This window comes from Nocardioides sp. NPDC000445 (assembly GCF_040300245.1).
In the GTDB taxonomy this organism is placed as follows: domain Bacteria; phylum Actinomycetota; class Actinomycetes; order Propionibacteriales; family Nocardioidaceae; genus Nocardioides.
In genome coordinates this window covers 1-15,751 of record NZ_JBEPDH010000001.1, presented here as the reverse complement: position 1 = coordinate 15,751, position 15,751 = coordinate 1, and the positions used below count along the sequence as shown (strand labels likewise).

General features: G+C 69.1%; 15 protein-coding genes. 12 read left to right on the top strand and 3 right to left on the bottom strand.

Features of this window, described 5'->3' with window-relative positions:
- The first annotated feature begins 1 nt into the window (after position 1).
- Genes ABT304_RS00075 through ABT304_RS00040 form a run of 8 tightly spaced genes read left to right on the top strand, consistent with a single transcriptional unit; the run spans position 2 to position 3,556 of the window.
- Positions 2-751, top strand: a complete 750-nt coding sequence (locus ABT304_RS00075; RefSeq protein ID WP_350712776.1) for a GvpL/GvpF family gas vesicle protein — start codon at positions 2-4, stop codon at positions 749-751.
- Positions 742-978: a gas vesicle protein GvpG gene (locus tag ABT304_RS00070; RefSeq protein ID WP_350712775.1), complete on the top strand. Its 237-nt coding sequence runs from the start codon at positions 742-744 to the stop codon at positions 976-978. The genes ABT304_RS00075 and ABT304_RS00070 overlap by 10 nt, the downstream gene beginning before the upstream one ends.
- Positions 971-1,243 carry a gas vesicle protein GvpO gene (locus ABT304_RS00065; RefSeq protein ID WP_350712774.1) on the top strand — a complete coding sequence of 91 codons (273 nt, stop codon included), beginning with the start codon at positions 971-973 and terminating at the stop codon, positions 1,241-1,243. Before ABT304_RS00070 ends, ABT304_RS00065 begins: the two co-directional genes overlap by 8 nt.
- On the top strand, positions 1,240-1,602 hold the full coding sequence (locus ABT304_RS00060) for a gas vesicle protein (protein ID WP_350712773.1): 363 nt from the start codon (positions 1,240-1,242) through the stop codon (positions 1,600-1,602). Before ABT304_RS00065 ends, ABT304_RS00060 begins: the two co-directional genes overlap by 4 nt.
- Positions 1,589-2,392 carry a GvpL/GvpF family gas vesicle protein gene (locus tag ABT304_RS00055; protein WP_350712772.1) on the top strand — a complete coding sequence of 268 codons (804 nt, stop codon included), beginning with the start codon at positions 1,589-1,591 and terminating at the stop codon, positions 2,390-2,392. The genes ABT304_RS00060 and ABT304_RS00055 overlap by 14 nt, the downstream gene beginning before the upstream one ends.
- Positions 2,389-2,586 (top strand): gas vesicle protein GvpJ, encoded by a 198-nt coding sequence (gene gvpJ / locus ABT304_RS00050; RefSeq protein WP_350712771.1) that lies wholly within the window; start codon positions 2,389-2,391, stop codon positions 2,584-2,586. The genes ABT304_RS00055 and gvpJ overlap by 4 nt, the downstream gene beginning before the upstream one ends.
- Positions 2,583-3,224, top strand: coding sequence for a GvpL/GvpF family gas vesicle protein (locus ABT304_RS00045; RefSeq protein WP_350712770.1), 642 nt, complete (start codon positions 2,583-2,585; stop codon positions 3,222-3,224). The genes gvpJ and ABT304_RS00045 overlap by 4 nt, the downstream gene beginning before the upstream one ends.
- A complete protein-coding gene (locus tag ABT304_RS00040) occupies positions 3,221-3,556 on the top strand; it encodes a gas vesicle protein K (RefSeq protein WP_350712769.1) in 336 nt (111 codons plus the stop codon). The genes ABT304_RS00045 and ABT304_RS00040 overlap by 4 nt, the downstream gene beginning before the upstream one ends.
- 3 nt (positions 3,557-3,559) lie before the next feature.
- On the opposite strand, the gene ABT304_RS00035 is transcribed toward ABT304_RS00040, so the two are convergent.
- Positions 3,560-4,408, bottom strand: a complete 849-nt coding sequence (locus tag ABT304_RS00035; RefSeq protein ID WP_350712768.1) for an EAL domain-containing protein — start codon at positions 4,406-4,408, stop codon at positions 3,560-3,562.
- Positions 4,395-6,473 carry a glycosyltransferase family 2 protein gene (locus ABT304_RS00030; protein WP_350712767.1) on the bottom strand — a complete coding sequence of 693 codons (2,079 nt, stop codon included), beginning with the start codon at positions 6,471-6,473 and terminating at the stop codon, positions 4,395-4,397. Before ABT304_RS00030 ends, ABT304_RS00035 begins: the two co-directional genes overlap by 14 nt.
- A gap of 208 nt (positions 6,474-6,681) precedes the next feature.
- Here ABT304_RS00030 and ABT304_RS00025 point away from each other — a divergent pair, with 208 nt between their 5' ends.
- The 3 genes from ABT304_RS00025 (at position 6,682) to ABT304_RS00015 (ending at position 12,352) form a co-directional block, all read left to right on the top strand.
- Positions 6,682-9,555, top strand: coding sequence for an ATP-binding protein (locus ABT304_RS00025; protein WP_350712766.1), 2,874 nt, complete (start codon positions 6,682-6,684; stop codon positions 9,553-9,555).
- A complete protein-coding gene (locus ABT304_RS00020; RefSeq protein ID WP_350712765.1) occupies positions 9,552-9,929 on the top strand; it encodes a response regulator in 378 nt (125 codons plus the stop codon). Before ABT304_RS00025 ends, ABT304_RS00020 begins: the two co-directional genes overlap by 4 nt.
- Positions 9,930-10,006: 77 nt before the next feature.
- Positions 10,007-12,352 (top strand): diguanylate cyclase, encoded by a 2,346-nt coding sequence (locus ABT304_RS00015; protein WP_350712764.1) that lies wholly within the window; start codon positions 10,007-10,009, stop codon positions 12,350-12,352.
- Positions 12,353-12,376: 24 nt separating this feature from the next.
- Here the strand turns inward: ABT304_RS00015 and ABT304_RS00010 are convergent, their stop codons facing one another.
- Positions 12,377-13,837, bottom strand: coding sequence for a serine/threonine-protein kinase (locus tag ABT304_RS00010; protein ID WP_350712763.1), 1,461 nt, complete (start codon positions 13,835-13,837; stop codon positions 12,377-12,379).
- 134 nt (positions 13,838-13,971) lie between these two features.
- Between ABT304_RS00010 and tyrS the strand changes: the two genes are divergently transcribed.
- Entirely contained in the window at positions 13,972-15,243 is a 1,272-nt protein-coding gene (gene tyrS / locus ABT304_RS00005) for a tyrosine--tRNA ligase (RefSeq protein WP_350712762.1), read from the top strand.
- Positions 15,244-15,751: the final 508 nt, after the last annotated feature.

Here is a 15,751-nt window from a genome sequence, read left to right as displayed (position 1 = left end):
CGTGCCTGTCCACATCTACGGAGTCACGGACACATCGGTCACGATCCCCGCGGACCGGACGGGACGGTCGAGACGTCCACTGCGCCAGATCGACGGCGACGGCCTTCGGGTGCTCGTCAGCGACATGGACGCCGACTCGCGCGTGCTGCGCGAGGACCTGTTGGCACATGCGCACACGCTCGAGGCGGTGGCCGCGCTCGGGACGGTGCTGCCCATGCAGTTCGGTGTGGAGATGCCGGACGACGACACCGTGCGCCACGAGCTGATCGAGAGCCGCGCCGACGAGATCCGCCCGTTGCTGGAACGGTTCGACGGTCTGCTGCAGCTCACCGTCTCGGTCGACCTGATCGAGCCCGAAGCGCTCAGGGAGGTGCTGCGCCGGGACCAGGACCTCGTCGAGCTGCGCGACCACGTACAGCGAGCGAGCCCGCAGGAGCGGCACTCGGCGGAGGTACGCCTGGGCGAGGCCATCGCGGCCGCGCTCGACGCGCTTCGGGCCGGCGTCGGTGACGGCGTCGTCGATCGGCTGGCCCCGACCGCCCGCGCGGTCTCCCTCGGCGAGGTCCGCGGTGCGCTGCAGGCGGCGGAGGTCTTCCTGCTGGTCGAGCGTGACCGACAGAGCGAGGTCGACGCGACCGTGACCACGCTGCGCGAGGACCTGGCACCGCTGGCGTCGCTTCGGTACGTCGGTCCGCAGCCGCCGTACGCATTTCTCGAAGCCGCCTCGGCGGAGGAGCTCGCATGGGCCTGATCACGCAGCTGCTGACCCTGCCCATCGCGCCCGTGCGCGGTGTGGTCTGGGTGGCGGAACAGATCCGCGACGAGGCCGAGAGCCAGTACTTCGACCCGGCCACGATCCAAGCCGCTCTCGAGGACGTCGACGCCCGCCGGGAGGCGGGCCTGTTGACCGAGGATGAGGCTGCCGATCTCGAGGAGGATCTGGTGCAGCGCCTGATCGCCGGAGGCTGGCATGAGTGAACCCAGCAAACCCACCCTGTCCTCGATCGCCGAGCAGGTGCTCGAAGAGCTCGAGGCGCTCGTGGGATGTCCCGCCGAGGGCGTCACGGCGATCCGCCGCGACGACGACGGCTGGGTCGTCACCGCGGAGATCCTCGAGCTCGAGCGTGTGCCGGAGACCACCGATGTCCTGGCGTCGTACGAGGTGACGGTCGGCGAGGACGGTGAGCTCACGGGCTATCGCCGTACCCACCGCTACACCCGAGCCCAGGTGGAGGATCGATGACCGAGACACAGCGCACGCCCGTCTTCGTGAACAACCGCCCCCAAGCGTCGTCGCAGAGCCTCGCCGACGTGCTCGAGCGCGTCCTCGACAAGGGCATCGTCATCGTCGGCGACATCCAGGTCCGGCTGCTCGACATCGAGCTGCTGACCATCAAGGTGCGGCTCATGGTCGCCTCCGTCGACCGCGCGCGGGAGATGGGCATCAACTGGTGGGAGGGCGACCCGTTCGTCAGCAACCTCGAGGACGAGGAGAAGAAGAACGAAGAGCTCGACCTCCGCCGGCGCCTCGAGGCGCTCGAGCGCAGCGTCGGCGGTGAGACCGAGATCGTGGAAGGTGAGACGAGCCGTGAGCGCCGCTGAGCCGACCACAGTGGTCCATGCGTACGGACTGGTTCGGGCCGACGGGACGCCTTTCCTTCCCGACCGCGGCATCGCGGACGCGAAGGTACGGACCTGCGCGTTCCACGACCTCGAGATCGTGGTCAGCGATCTGCCCGAGGCGTCCTTCGGTGAGCGCGCCTGGGCAGAGCACGGGGAGGACACGCGTTGGGTCACGCCCGTCGCCGCAGCCCACCACGAGGTGCTCCAGCACCTCGTCGAGCACGCGGACGTGCTGCCGCTGCAGCTACCCGGGATCTACCCGAGCGACGAGGCGCTGATCGACGCGCTGGAGTCGAGTCGCGCCCGCCTCGAACACGTCTGGGAGCTCGTGGCCGGTCGCGTCGAGTGGTCGCTCCAGATCTTTCCTACGTCGGCTCCTGCCGCGCCGGAGGAGCCGACGCCCCGGAGCGGCCGTGAGTACCTCGAACGGCGCCGGTCGCAACAGGATGCCCGCAACACCGAACGCGGACGGCGCGAGGCCGCAGTGACGCAGACGCACGAGACGCTGGCTCGCGGGGCGGCCGCGAGCGTCGTACGCGCTCCGCTCGACGCTGCCGTCACCGGCCGCGACGAGCCGATGCTGCTCAACAGTGCCTACCTCGTGGCGCGGAACGAGGAGCACCGGTTCCTCGGCCTTGCCGAAGAGCTCCACAACCAGCTGGTCGCCACAGCCGGCATGCGTATCGAGGTGACCGGGCCCTGGCCGCCCTACAGCTTCGTGGGTGCGGAAGAGCCGCACGACGACGACCTGACCGGACTGGTGTCATGACGCTCGAGCGTTCCCCCGCACTCGACGAGACCTCGCTCGTCGACCTCGTCGACCGGCTGATCGACGGCGGCGTCGTGGTGGGCGGTGACCTGGTGCTGTCGCTGGCCGGCGTCGACCTCGTCTACGTCGGCCTGCGCCTGGTCATCGCCCCCGCGCACAGGGTCCAGCTGCCCGGAGCCGGGAGGCAGTCATGATGCTGCTCTACGCCGTTGCCGCCGGTGACGCCGACAGCACAGCCGCGACGGAGGGTACGCCGCTGCGGGCGCACCGATACGACGAGGTGACGCTCTTCGTCGAACCGATCACCGAAGCACCCGAGCGATCGACCCGCGAGGTCTTCGCGTACGGGCGCGCACTCCACCAGCTGTGGTCGCGGTTTCCCGTTCTTCCGGTCCGTTTCGGGACGGTCGTGAGCGACGAGGCGGAGCTCGAGCAGCTCGTCGCGGAACACGGGAGCGCGTGGACCGAGCGGCTCACCGCGGTCGCGGGACGCAGCGAGTGCATCGTGCACCTGCCGCTACCGCGCGGTGCCGTCGACGGCACCGACAAGGCGGAGCAGAGGGGCACGGGCTATCTTCGCCGACGCGCCGCCGAGGTGAGATCGCACGAGCGCGAGACCGCCGAGCTGAAGGCGTTGCTCGCTCCGTACGCCTCGGAGCTCACCGACCTGCCACAGCTCCGCCCGGGTGAGGCGCGGCTGTCCGTCCTGATGGCCGACGACGTCGTGGAGGAGGTCCTGGCGGCTGTCGAGCGGTGGGCCACGAGCCGGGCTGGTGCGACCGTCACCGGCCCCTGGCCACCCTTCAGCTTCTGTCAGGAGGTCGGCGCGTGACGGATCCGGCAGACCGAGCTCCCTGGCCACTGGACCTCGATGACGAGCGGGACCTGCCGTCGGCGCTGAGCCGGCGGATCGACGCCGACCCCGAGTCCGTCGAGAAGGGGCTCGTACAGCTCGTGCTCACCCTGGTGGAGCTTCTCCGCCAGCTGATGGAGCGTCAGGCGATCCGACGGATGGATGCGGGAGGCCTGAGCGAGGAGGACATCGAGCGGCTGGGGCAGACCCTGATGCTGCTGGACGAGAAGATGACGGAGCTGCGTGACCACTTCGGGCTCACGGTGGAGGATCTCAACATCGACCTGGGCCCGTTGGGCAAGCTCCTCTGAGGATCAACTCTCGCCGCTCGGTGGCTCGCCCGCCGGTGGTTCCTGTCGCGAGAGTCGACCGTCCAGTTCCTGCGCGGTGGTGGGGCGACCGAGGAGGTAGCCCTGGGCGGCCTCCACCCCCAACGATCGGAGCAGGGCCAGCTGATCATCGCGTTCGACGCACTCGCCGCAGACTGCGAGGCCCAGCGAGTGCGCGACATCGACCAGCTGTTGCAGCGTCTCGCGGAGTGCGGGTGTGGTCGGGTCGATGTAGGTCAGGTCGATCTTGATGCTGTCCAGCGGGAGCCGGGAGACCTGGTCGATGGTGTTGTGGCCGGTGCCGACGTCATCCAGGCTGAGCCCGACGCCGAGTCCTCGCAGCTCGTTCAGGTGGTCCATGGCGTGTTCGTCGATGTGGACGGTCTCGGTGATCTCGAGTACGAGCTGGCCGGGGTCGATGTCGTGTGCCTGGAGGGCCGCCGCCACGTCGTCTCGGATCCGTGGGGTGTTGATGTGGCGCCCCGAGATGTTGACCGCGACGATCAGCCGCCGGTTTCCGGTGTCGTTGTTCCAGTCCGCGAGCTGGCGGGCGGCGCGGTCGATCACCCAGGCGCCGACCCGACAGATCAGATCAGATGTCTCCGCGACGGGGATGAATTCGGCGGGTGGGACGAGTGCGACGTCGGGGCGGTTCCACCGCACCAGCGCCTCGTAGGCGTGGACGGAGTCGGTTCGCAGGTCCAGGATCGGCTGGTAGTGCAGCACGAGCTGATCGTGCTCGATGGCATGGGCGATGGCATGGGTGATGGATGCCTGGAGGTCGGTCTCGCCGGGGTCGCGGTCCGGTGTCCCGCTGGTGTCATGAACGGACATGGGCATCCTCGCGTTCTGCGATCAGGTGGCCGAGGGCTCGCGACCGGTGGCTTCGTCTCATGGCGGCCACGGCAGGGACGCCTGGTGGGATGCCGTTGATGCCGCCGGTCGGGGTGTGGAACAGCCACAGCGACATGGTGCGGAGGGCCCCCCAGTCGTCGTCTGCCACCCGAAGAGCCACGACCGACCCGGCGTCGCCCGGGAGGTCGCTGCGTCGGACCATGCGCATGCGCACCGGAGCGGCCCGGGGCAGCACGAGCTCGGCGCCGTCGGAGATCGGCATGGTGCGGGAGGGCAGGCGTACGGCGGCGCCGCCGACCGAGATGTCGATCAGCTCGCCGTCGGTGCCGTCGATGGAGACCGGTGCGCGGAGCGCGATGCGGTGTGCGTCGCGGCGGGTGGTCGCGTACGCGGGTGAGAGGACTCGTATCGCGCCGAGCACCAGCCCGATCCCCGCGAGCAGGAGCCAGGCTGCGGAGGCCACGGTCGCACCATCCGTCGCGCGCCACGGGACGAGCCCGAGGGCACCGGCCAGTGAGTAGCCCAGGACTGCGAAGACCGCGACGATCAGCACGATGACCACTCTCGGGACACGTCCGCGGGCCCGCTGCTCGGCACCGGCCTTGGGAGTGACAGCGAACTCGAGGGTACGGCGGGTGAGCAGCCACCACAGGCAGGAGATGCCGACGGGTATCCGGAAGATCCGCAGCGCGAAGGCGCTCGGCAGGTGCAGGTGGTGCCGGAACAGCTGGCGGACGCCCCACAACCGGAGCACGAGCATGGTGAGGAAGACCGCGGCGAAGGTGCCCGGCCCGGCGGTGGACGTCTGGGCACCGCTGAGCAGGATGGCAGCCGGGATGACGAAGATGACGACGGTGGCGACGCCCTCGAGCCACCACAGGGTGCCGCTGAGGTACTCGTAGTAGTTGCGCCACGACATCCACCGTTTGGCCGCCCAGAGTCGCTCCTTGGCGAGGACCTGCATCGCGCCGAGCCCCCAGCGACGCCGCTGCAGCAGGTACTGCTCGGGGGTCTGCGGTGCCAGCCCCACGGCAAGCGTCTGGTGATGGTAGACGGTCTTCCATCCGACCCGGATGAGGCCGAGCGTCGTGTGCATGTCCTCCACGATGGTGTCGGTGGCGATGCCGCCGACCTCGCGCAGCGCACGGGTGCGCAGCAGCGATGTGGACCCGCACCAGAACGGCCCCGCGCCGTCCTGGTTGCGGGACGCCATCAGCACGTGGAAGAAGATGCCCTGCTCGCCGGTGACCCCGTCGTCGTCGAACGCGCCGGAGTTGTAGAACGTCTGCGGCCCCTGCACCAGCGCGATGTCCGGGTCGTCGAACCATCCCAGCGTCGCGGTGAGGAAGGTCGGAAGCGGCACGTGATCGCAGTCCAGGACCGCGATGACGTCGATCTCCCGCCCGTCTTCGGCCTCCCTCGCCATGAGGTCGAGGGCATGGTTGAGGTTGCCCGCCTTGGCATGGTCGTGCACCTGGCGACGTACGTAGCGGGCGCCGTACTCCTCACACAACAGTCGGACCCAGTCGCGCTCGCCGTCGTCCAGCACCCAGGTCTCATGGGCAGGCTCGAGAGCGCATGCGGCCGCGATCGTCGGCGCGATCACCTCCACCGGCTCGTTGTACGTCGGGATGAGCACCGCGACGCGCATGCCCTCGGGGAGGTCGGTCACCGGGCGCGGGGCGCGACTGTCCACGTTCCACAGCGTCACCAGGCGGACGAGCAGCCCCAGGAGGGGAAGCCCCTCGAAGACCACGAGCAGCCACGCGGCCGTCCTGTCCCATCCGCTTGCGGGGATGGTGAACGCCGCTCGCCACGTGAGGTAGACCAACAGCGCGCCGATCGCGGTCAGGCCGCCCACGTGCGCCAGCAGCTGAGACCGGCGTCGCTCGGGTCGGGGTGCCCCGAGCAGGAACGCCCATCCAGCGAGGCTGCCGCCGGGCTCTACGGTGGCGGCCGACGCCCCGACTCGTGCGATCTGCGGACGCCCGGCGTGGGAGGCGCGCCTCGGCCGGCTGCCACCGGGCGACGTCGATCCACTCATCCCGAGACTCCCTCGTTGTCGGCTTGAACACACCATGCTAGGTGCGAAATCGCCGACATGCAGCGCTTCGCTTCCGAATAGCGTCACTTGCCGTTGTCTGCGGCCGATTTCCCAGCCCAGAGGCATATTGATGGAGATCGTGCCAAGATGGCATCCGGGAGACGAATGTTTTGCCCTTTGTCGAACTGGACGTGAGTGGGGGTCCATGATGTCTCGGGCTGGGTCGTGGTCGCGGTTCCGGAACGCGTGCATCGTCTTCGCGGTTGCGGCGGCGGCGCTGGCCGTGTTCGGGGCAGTGGGTCTCGGCAGTCGGATCACGATCCGAGCGGCGTCCGACGGCAGTTTCGTGGTCTTCTCAGCGGTCGCGGCCGTCGCCTGTTTCGGCGCCGCGAGGGAGGCAACGACCGGGAGGCGGCTGCCGTGGTGGCTGCTGGGTGTCGCAGCGACGTGCTACGCGGCCGGCAACGCCATCTGGTTCTACTACCAGGTCCTGGCACCTGAGGCCCAGACCTTCCCGGGCCCCGCCGACGTCTTCTACGTGGCGGTGGTGCCGTTCGCCCTTGCCGCGATGCTCTCCCTTCCGGTCCGCCCACTCTCCGCCGCGGCGCGGGTGCGCGCGATCGTAGACGGACTGATCATGGGTGCGGCGCTGCTGTTCATCAGTTGGATCCTGCTCGTCGGGCCGCTCGTCGCACAGCTCGGCGAGGTCAGCTGGATCTATCTGTTCGTGTATCTGTACTACCCGTTGACCGACATCCTGATCATCACGATCGCCGTCACCTTGGCCACCCGGGCCACTGGGGCACAACGCCTCCCGATGCTGCTGGTCGGCGCCGCGTTCGTGTCGATCGCGTGCGCCGACACGGGTATCGGCTATCTGGCGCTGCACGGCCGGGAGGCGGCCGGAAGCGGCCTGGACCTGGGCTGGACGATCGGGTACATGCTGCTGGCCCTGGCGGCACTGGTCCCGCCCAGTGAGGACGCTGCCGGTGAACCGTCCCGGCGGACCCTGCTTCCCGAGCTGCTGCCGTACGTGCCGGTGGTTGTCGTGCTGGTCGTGAGGGCCAGCAACCCGGACCGCTTCGGTGACTGGGTACTGGCTCTGCTCCTGGTCACGGTCGCGGCGCTTCTGGTCCTGCGGCAGCTGCTGACGCTGGCCGAGAACGTCCGGCTGACCCGCGGCCTGGAGCGGCTGGTCGCGCAGCGGACCCATGACCTGGAGCAGCTCACCATGCGCCACCAGTCGATCCTCGACAGTGCGGGCGAAGGCATCGTCGGGCTCGACAGGTCGGGCCGGGTGACGTTCGCGAACCCAGCGGCAGGCGCGCTGCTCGGTCGTTCTCCCACCGAGCTGGCAGGCGCCCGGTTCAACGAGGTGACCGGGGCGACCGACGAGGCCGGCGAGCCGATCGCCACCGCCGGTGACCCGGTCACGGCTGCGTTGCAGGACGAGGGGGTCCGCACCGTGACGAATGCGACCTACCAACGGGCGGACGGCACCGGCTTCGACGTGGAGCTCACCGTCGCGCCGGCCCGTGGCGAGAGTGGTGTCGCCGGTGGCGTACTCATCTTCCGCGACGTCACCGAACGCCGGACGATCGAGCGGATGAAGGATGAGTTCGTCTCGGTGGTGAGCCATGAGTTGCGCACCCCCCTGACGTCGCTGCGCGGCGCGCTCGGACTGCTTCAGGGCGGGCTGCTGGAGGGGACGCCACCCAAGGTGCAGCGCATGGTGCAGATCGCGGTGGAGTCCACAGACCGGCTGATCAGGCTGATCAACGACATCCTGGACGTCGAGCGCATCGCGGCCGGCAAGGTGACGCTCGAGCGGCGGACCGTTGCCGCGGCGGACGTGGTCGACCGGGCGGTGGCAGAGATGCGTGGCCTCGCACAGCAAGCACGGATTCAGGTGCAGGCCGACGACATCACCGGAAGCGCCGACGCCGATCCCGACCGGATCGTGCAGACCCTCACCAACCTGCTGAGCAACGCGATCAGGTTCTCCCCTCCCGGGGGCGCGGTCCGGGTGGGAGTCGCGGAGCAGGACCAAGAGCTGCTGTTCAGCGTCAGTGATGAGGGCCCTGGCATCCCACCTGACCAGCTCGAGGCGATCTTCGGTCGGTTCGCGCAGGTCGACGCCTCCGACACCCGCGAGAAGGAGGGCTCAGGTCTGGGACTGGCCATCTGCCGCGGACTGGTCGAACAGCACGGTGGGCGCATCTGGGCGCACAGCGAGCCGGGCCAGGGCGCCACCTTCTACTTCACTCTGCCGGCTGCGGATCCCGCCGTGGCCATGGAAGCGTCCCTCGAGGAGCGGTCGGCGATGCCCACCGTGCTCGTGTGCGAGGACGATCCGCAGGCTCGCGCCGTGATCGGTGAGATGCTTCGTTCTCACGGGTACGCCGTGGTCGGAGTCGCGTCGGGCGAGGAGGCGGTTGAGCGGGCAGCCGAAGTGGCCCCGGCCGCCGTGCTCATGGACCTTGCCCTCCCCGGCATCGACGGCTGGACCGCCATCGCCCAGCTGCGAGCGGACTCCCGGACCGGTCACGTCCCGGTCCTCATCGTCAGCGGGTCCCCGCCGAGCACCCCACCCAGCACCTCCCCGCTGGACGTGGCCGCCTGGCTGAGCAAGCCGCTCGACCTCACGACATTGCTGACCGCCTTGAGAGAGGCCATCTCAGGCGACAGATCCCAGCCCCGCGTGCTCGTGGTCGAGGACGACCAGTCGCTCGCCCATGTGCTCACCACCCTGTTTGCCGAGCACGGCGTGCTGGCTGTGCCGGCGCACACTGCCCGCGATGCGTTGCGGCTCGGACGCGACCTCGTACCCGACCTGCTGCTTCTCGATCTGCTGCTGCCCGACAGCGACGGCTTCTCGCTCGTGGGTTGGCTCCGCCAAGACCCTCGCCTGTGTCAGGTGCCGGTGGTGGTCTACACGGCGCTGGACGTCGATGAGCACGACAAGGAGCGCCTGCGGCTGGGGCCGACTGAGTTCCTCACCAAGGCGAAGAGCAACCCGGAGGAGGTTGAGCAGCAGGTGATGAAGTTGCTCGCAACGGTGGTGGCAGGAGCGGCCTCATGAGTCGCCGTGTGCTGGTCGTCGACGACGACGACGCAATCCGCGAGGTGGCCCAGGCAAGCCTCGAACTGGTCGGCGGCTGGGAGGTGGAGGTCGCCTCGACGGGGCTGCAGGCGCTCGACCGATGCGCGTCCGATCCGCCCGATGCCGTCCTGCTCGACGTCATGATGCCCAGGATGGACGGCCCCACCACGTTCGCGCGGCTTCAAGCTGACAGCCGCACGTGCCACGTCCCGGTCGTGCTGCTGACCGCCAAGGTGCAGCCCAGCGAGCGACGACGCTGGGAGGCCCTCGGAGTCGCAGGCGTACTGAGCAAGCCCTTCGACCCACTCACCCTGTCCGACCAGGTGGCAGAGCTTCTGGGGTGGGACCAGTGACCCCTCAGTCGGATCCGTCCCCGTCAGCCTTCAGCCAGGCGCGCGCTCGACTGGGTGAGATCGCCGTACGAGCTCGGGTGACCCTCGCGGAGAACCTCGCGACGATCGAGGCCGCCGTCCGCGGCCTCGAGGAGGGAGCCCTCGATGAGGAGACCAGGCGGCAGGCCGAGCGCGCCGCCCATCGGATCGCAGGAACGGCCGGAACGGTCGGGCTGCCGGATGCCACCGATCCGGCCAGAGCGCTCGAGGACGCATTCGCCGGCCGTGCACGAGTCGACCCCCGCCGGGTGTCCCGCCACGTCGCCGAGCTGCGCAGCGGGCTGGCCGCCGCCGAAACGGGATCGTCCTCCGCGACCGAGCCACACCCGACCGGTCGGCTCCTGGCGATCCATGCCGCTCCATCGGTGGCAGCCAGGATGGGTTCGGTCGCGACCTCGCGCGGCCTGGCCGTGACCGATGACGGGGCCGAGGAGAACATCGAGGCGGCGATCGTCGACCTGGACGTACCCGACGCCGAGGCGCTCATCCAGCGCTGCGGCACGGCGCGCCCTGCCGTCCCCGTCGTCGCCCTCGCGGAGACTGCATCCGTGGAGGACCGGCTCCGCGCCGCGACCGCCGGTGCCCACCTGGTACTGCCTCGGAACGGTCCCGCCGCCGCACCGATCGACGCCGTCACCTCGCTGCTCGGCCAGCGGCGTGAGGACCGCCTCCACGTACTCGCGGTCGATGACGACCCCCTCAACCTGGCCCTGCTGCGCGAGACCCTGGCCACCGAACCGGTCGAGGTGAGCACCCTCGAAGACCCGCGCACCTTCTGGGGGACCCTCGATCGTGAACGACCCGACCTCGTCGTGCTCGACGTCGACATGCCGCACCTGGACGGCATGGAGCTGTGTCGCACCATCCGCACCGACCCGCACTGGTCCGCCCTGCCCGTCCTGTTCCTGACCGCGCGCACCGGCCCCGCGGCAGTCGACGCCGTCTTCGCTGCCGGGGCCGACGACTATGTGCCCAAGCCGTTCAACCCCAACGAGCTACGGGCCAGGATCCGCAACCGGCTCGAGCGCGCCGAGATGTACCGGCGCCTCACCGACACCGACCCACTCACCGGCGTAGCCAACCGGCGCCGCTTTGAGAGCGACTTCCATCGGCTGTGCGCTCTGGCGCGCCGACACGATCAGCGGTTGTCGCTCGCCATGCTCGACATCGACCACTTCAAGCGCATCAACGACACCCATGGTCACGCTGTGGGAGACCAGGCGCTGGTCCGTCTGACCGACCACCTGACCAAGGAGTTCCGTGGCGAGGACGTGGTGGCCCGGCTCGGTGGCGACGAGGTCGCGCTGCTGGCGTTCGGGATGTCGGCCGCTGACGCAGGGCTGCGGCTGAGAAGCGTCCTCGGCTCATCAGCCCTTGTCATCAGCCCGCCGGAGGCACCGCAGCGTCCGCTGACCATCGAAGTCAGCGCCGGCGTTGCGGAGCTCGGTGGTCACGGCGACACGCTCGACACCTTGCTCAGGGCCGCAGACGCCGCACTGTACGAAGCCAAGCGCTCCGGTCGCGGGCGGGTGAGCATCGCAGACCGAGAAGGCCATCCGCAGGCGCCTGCGCCCGAGGCGGATGTCGAGGCGCCGCTGCCCGTCGACCCGGCAGTCCGGGACTACTACGCCACGATGGTCGAACGCGAGAGGCTCGAGATCACCGGCCATGGTCGGCTGGAACGTCTCCGAACCCAAGAGCTCCTCAGCTGGGTGCTGCCGCCGGCACCGGCGCGGATCCTCGACGTCGGCGGGGGCACGGGCGTCCACGCGCGATGGCTGGCAGAGGCCGGGAACGAGGTGCATCTCATCGACGTCGTCCCCGAGCATGTCGTGGAGGCACTCAGCGACGGATCGGCCTTCACAGCGGCGCTGGGCGACGCACGTCACCTCGACGAGCCCGACGACTCCGCGGACGCGGTGCTCCTGCTCGGCCCGCTCTACCACCTGCTCACCCGGACAGAGCGGGTCCAGGCTCTGCGCGAAGCTCGGCGGGTGCTGCGGCCGGGCGGCACGCTCGCCGCCTCCGTCGTCAGCCGGCACGCGGCCTTGCTCGCCTACGCCACACGTGCCGAGCAGGACGCCGAACGGCTCGATCTCGCCATCAACACCTTGGCCCACGGAGGGTACGACCCGAAGCTCGGTTTCACCACCGCGTACTTCCACACACCGGACGAGATCGCGACCGAGCTACGGTTGGCCGGCTTCCGCGACGTCCGGGTCCTGCCGATCGAAGGGCCCCTGTGGACCAGCGTCAAGACCTGCACCGACCCACTCGCCCTGGATCGCCTGACCGAAAGCGCCGTGGTCTGTGCCCGCGCCCTCGAAGGCGACGCCGCGATGCTCCCGGCCAGCGCGCACCTGCTGGCCACCGGCAGCGCCTGAGGCTTCTCCCGGTCGCCGGCGTGCTCAGCCCTCGCTGTCGATGAGGTACTTCCCGTCGGCGTAGACGAGCCCCAGGGTCACCGTGCTGCCCTCTTGGCGGCCGTCCTTCATCGTGTACTTGTAGGTGTAGGTCACCTTGAGCGGGTCGACGCTGGGGGAGACCGAGACGACGCTGGTGCTCGCGACGGTGGTCCACCAGGCGCGGTAGCCCTCGATCCCTCCGCTGCTCGCCTGGAACTTCGGGGTCAGCATCGAGCCGAAGGCGCTGTCGGGGTTCGCGGGCGCGGTGGTGAGATAGCTGCGGATGAAGGCGTCGATCCCCTCGGCGGTCGGGCCGGCGGTCTCGCTGGTCGAGGGGCTCTCGCTCGGAGACTCGCTGGCCGTCTCGCTGGGCGACGACTCCTCGGAGGCCTCCTCCGACTCCTGGTCGTCCGCGTCCTCGGTGGCCTTGTCGGTCGTCTCCGACAGCGGCGATCCGGACGCGACCGGCTTCGGCTTCGCGCTCGGCTCGTCGCCGCGGTTGGCCCACAGGGCTCCGCCGACCACCAGCACCAATGCCGTAGCGGCGACGAGCGCGATCGGCCACCAGCGCCGCCGCGTCGGGGTGCTCGTCGACTGTGCGAGCCCCGACGGTGCGGCAGGCGCAGGCGCGGGTGCCGCGACCGCGGCGAGTGTCTGCGTACGCAGCGCCACCGGCTCCAGCTTCTCGGCCGCCAACCGCCCGGCCAGGAAGTCGACGACGTCCTCGGCCGACCACCGCTCGGCGGGGTCGTAGGCCATCGTGTGCTCGAGCAGCGGCGCGAGCCGGCCGGCCAGCGGCGTACGCGGCGGGTCCTCGTGCACGACCCGATACAGCGTCGCCAGCGCGTTGTCGCCGATCCCGTAGGGAGGCTCGCCGGTGAGCGCCTGGAAGAGCGTGGCCCCCAGCGACCACATGTCGCTGGCCGGGGTGGCCCGCCCACCTGTCGCGATCTCCGGAGCCAGGTACGCCGGCGAGCCGGTGACCTGTCCGGTCTGGGTGGTCTGGGAGTCGACGCCGCGCGCGATCCCGAAGTCAGTCAGCTTGGCGCGCTCGGCACGGCCGACCACGATGTTGGCGGGCTTCACGTCCCGGTGGACGATGCCGGCGGCATGGGCCGAGCGCAGGGCCGAGGCGATCTGACCGATCAGCCTCGCGGCGTCCTCGATGGGCAGGGGTCCGTCGTCGCGCACCATGTGGGCGAGGGTCTTGCCCTCGACGTACTCCATCACCAGCCAGGGCTTGTCGTCGTCGCGCACCAGGTCGAAGACGGCGACGACGTTCGGGTGGACCAGTCGTGCGGCGAGCTGTGCCTCGCGTTCGACGGCGGCATCCGATACGCCGTCGAGGGCGATCAGCTGTTTGAGTGCGACCGAACGCCCCAGAACTTCGTCGGTGGCCAGCCAGACGGCTCCCATCGCTCCCCGGCCGAGCTCCCTCTCGAGCCGGTACCTCCCTGCGATCACCCAGGTCCCCTCAAAATCTCGTCGCGAACGCCAGTGGTCAACTCTAGGGGGTATCGCCTACTACCCTTGCTTCCGGGACAGCCCGTTCCGGGCCCCGGAAACACCATCTGAGAACGATCTGAGAAAGGCACCACGTGTCCATCGATCCCACACTCCTCGACGACCTCGAGTGGCGAGGCCTCATCGCCGACTCGACGGACCGCGACGCGCTCCGAGAAGCGCTCGCCGGCGGGAGTGTGAAGTTCTATATCGGGTTCGACCCCACCGCGCCGAGCCTGCACATGGGCAACCTTCTCCAGATCACCATGGCGATGCGCCTCCAGCAGGCCGGCCACACGCCCTACGTCCTGGTCGGCGGCGCCACCGGCATGATCGGCGACCCGCGCGACTCGGGGGAGCGCACCCTCAACTCACCCGAGACCGTCAAGGAATGGGTCGGGAAGGTACGCAGCCAGATCGAGCGGTTCGTCTCCTTCGAGGGCGAGACCGCCGCGACGATGGTCAACAACGCCGACTGGACGGCGTCGTTGTCGGTGATCGACTTCCTCCGTGACATCGGCAAGCACTTCCCGGTCAACCGGATGCTTGCGCGTGACACGGTGAAGAAGCGTCTCGAGGACGGCATCTCCTACACCGAGTTCTCCTACATCCTCCTGCAGTCGATGGACTACCTGAACCTCTTCCGTACGCACGGGGTGAGTCTTCAGTTCGGCGGATCGGACCAGTGGGGCAACATCACCGGCGGTGTCGAGCTGGTCCGCCGGGTCACCGGCGAGACCGTCCACGCCTTCACCACTCCGCTGATCACCAAGGCCGACGGCACCAAGTACGGCAAGACCGAGGGCGGCGCCCTCTGGCTCGACCCGACGATGATGTCGCCCTACGCCTTCCACCAGTTCTGGCTCAACGTCGAGGACGCCAAGGTGGGGGAGATGCTCCGTGTCTTCACCTTCCTGTCCCACGAGGAGATCGAGACCCTGGAGGCGCAGCACGCGGAGAAGCCGTTCCTGCGGGTGGCCCAGAAGGCACTCGCCGATCACATGACGACTCTGGTCCACGGGGCGGGGGAGACCGAGCAGGCCAAGCAGGCCGCAGCCGCGCTCTTCGGCGGCGGCGACCTGGCCACCTTGAGCAGTACGACGCTGGCCGCCGCGATCACCGAGGCCGGTGCGGTCGAGCTGGAGCGGGGTGAGGAGCTGCCGACGTACGTCGACCTCTTCGTCGCTGCCGGCCTCGTCTCCTCCAAGGGGGAGGCCCGCCGGACGATCTCCGAGGGTGGGGCGTACGTCAACAACGTCCGCGTCGAGGACGCCGAGGGCGCGCTCGACGAAAAAGAGTTGCTCGGTGACGGCTGGGTCGTCCTGCGCAGGGGCAAGAAGAAGTTCGCCGGTGTGCGCTTCAAGTAGCCTCTGACCTGCGAGAACGCCCCTGGGAAGGTGACCGCCTTCCCGGGGGCGTTCCTCGATTTGGCAAGCGCGTCACTGAGGCGTAATGTTCATCTGGTCGCCGGGGTGCGGCGGGAAGCAAGTTCGAGTCTTCGAGCGGGTTTCCGGCCCCTGAGTCGGCCGCCAACATTCTCGAGCTTCAGCTCGGTTCAGAGTCTCAGTCAGGTCTTCGGATCAGGCATCAAGGCCGTGACGAACCGCAGTTTGATTGTCTTGTGCTGTGTCGGCGTGGATATCGTCTTTATCCGATAAGAGCGAGAATTCGCCGAATTGGACAACAAAGCGAGATCCGATAAAGTCCTCCAGGACAAAGCAGAAACACAACTGCTAATCCAGCGGAAAGCGCGAAAGCGCCGAGTTGGTAAAGCGAGAGTGGCTCTGATAAAGTCTGCGGGGCAGGACCGGAAGAAAGGCTTCTGGAGCTGGCAAGGAAACGCGAGAGCGGCGAATTGCGAAAGCGAAAGAGTGC

Excerpts from the sequence above, each read along its gene's own strand:
- ABT304_RS00030 (WP_350712767.1), bottom strand. The coding sequence starts at position 6,473 with ATGAGTGGATCGACGTCGCCCGGTGGCAGCCGGCCGAGGCGCGCCTCC.
- ABT304_RS00065 (WP_350712774.1), top strand. The coding sequence starts at position 971 with ATGAGTGAACCCAGCAAACCCACCCTGTCCTCGATCGCCGAGCAGGTG.
- ABT304_RS00020 (WP_350712765.1), top strand. The coding sequence starts at position 9,552 with ATGAGTCGCCGTGTGCTGGTCGTCGACGACGACGACGCAATCCGCGAG.
- ABT304_RS00035 (WP_350712768.1), bottom strand. The coding sequence starts at position 4,408 with ATGTCCGTTCATGACACCAGCGGGACACCGGACCGCGACCCCGGCGAG.
- ABT304_RS00045 (WP_350712770.1), top strand. The coding sequence starts at position 2,583 with ATGATGCTGCTCTACGCCGTTGCCGCCGGTGACGCCGACAGCACAGCC.
- ABT304_RS00060 (WP_350712773.1), top strand. The coding sequence starts at position 1,240 with ATGACCGAGACACAGCGCACGCCCGTCTTCGTGAACAACCGCCCCCAA.
- ABT304_RS00070 (WP_350712775.1), top strand. The coding sequence starts at position 742 with ATGGGCCTGATCACGCAGCTGCTGACCCTGCCCATCGCGCCCGTGCGC.
- ABT304_RS00025 (WP_350712766.1), top strand. The coding sequence starts at position 6,682 with ATGTCTCGGGCTGGGTCGTGGTCGCGGTTCCGGAACGCGTGCATCGTC.
- gvpJ (WP_350712771.1), top strand. The coding sequence starts at position 2,389 with ATGACGCTCGAGCGTTCCCCCGCACTCGACGAGACCTCGCTCGTCGAC.